We start from the raw sequence: 902 nt of genomic DNA, 5'->3' as shown, positions 1-902 counted from the left end.
CTGCTGCTCTCCCCGTTTGGCGACGGGTTGCGCGGTTTTACAACCGACAAGGAGGCAATCATGCCAGGCACCAACACACCCCAACATTTCCCATCAATCGCCGGCATCCTGTCCGTCGATCAGCTTTTCCAAACCGCGTTCTACAACGGCCGCACGCCACGCAGCCAGGAATACAAGGCCGGCGCACGCATGGCGCTCGAGCACCGCATCGAACATAAAGACCTCGATATGCCGTACCAGGCCGGCACTGCCGCCGCTGATGCCTTCTTTGCCGGTATTGAAGAAGGCAAAACCATCTGGCGCACTGCCATTGCCAAGATCGGCGGTGCAGCATGAAAACGAGCACTCGTAGCCAAATTGATGCGGCCATCGTGCTGGATGCGCCCTTTGCTGATATTCACCTCGCCTACGCTGTCGCTCCCGAGCATGCCCGCATGCGCGCGCGCCAGTTGGCCGCGCTTCTGCTGGCAATGCAGCCAGCAGACGGCCCTAGTGATCTGCTTTGGCTGGCACAGCAAATGGCAGATGAAGTCGCGGGCACGTTGGATGGCATCGACGGAGGTGCACCATGAACACCCGTCACACACCTGCACCGGCCAAGCTGCCAAAAGCCACCGCGTTTCATGTGCCCTTCTCGCACTTGGACCTCCGCCTGAAGCATGACCAAGATGCGCAATTCGCCGCCGCCACGATGGATATCGCCCGTGGCATTGGCGTGTGCCTTGAAATGGCCAGCAATAGCGATCTGGCCAGGGAAACGAACACCGATGCCGATCCGGCCGACGAAGACTTGCCTGTGCTTGACCCGGTAGATACCTACATCCTTACGCGCTTTGCCATTTCGGCAGCGAGATTGCTGGCCGAGCACGCTAATGACCGCATCACATGGCTGAACGAATACC

Annotated in this window: 3 protein-coding genes; all 3 read left to right on the top strand. The window is 59.4% G+C overall.

The window, feature by feature from the left end:
• A partial coding sequence (locus AC0V2Y_RS28895) for a hypothetical protein (RefSeq protein ID WP_475418488.1) occupies positions 1-336 on the top strand: 336 nt, incomplete at its 5' end.
• Entirely contained in the window at positions 333-572 is a 240-nt protein-coding gene (locus AC0V2Y_RS28890; RefSeq protein ID WP_475418075.1) for a hypothetical protein, read from the top strand. The genes AC0V2Y_RS28895 and AC0V2Y_RS28890, both read left to right, overlap by 4 nt.
• Positions 569-902: hypothetical protein (locus AC0V2Y_RS28885; protein ID WP_475418487.1), on the top strand; the 334-nt coding region annotated here is incomplete at its 3' end. The genes AC0V2Y_RS28890 and AC0V2Y_RS28885, both read left to right, overlap by 4 nt.

Source organism: Janthinobacterium sp. BHSEK, from assembly GCF_056174685.1.
This window is presented reverse-complemented; position numbering and strand designations above follow the sequence as displayed.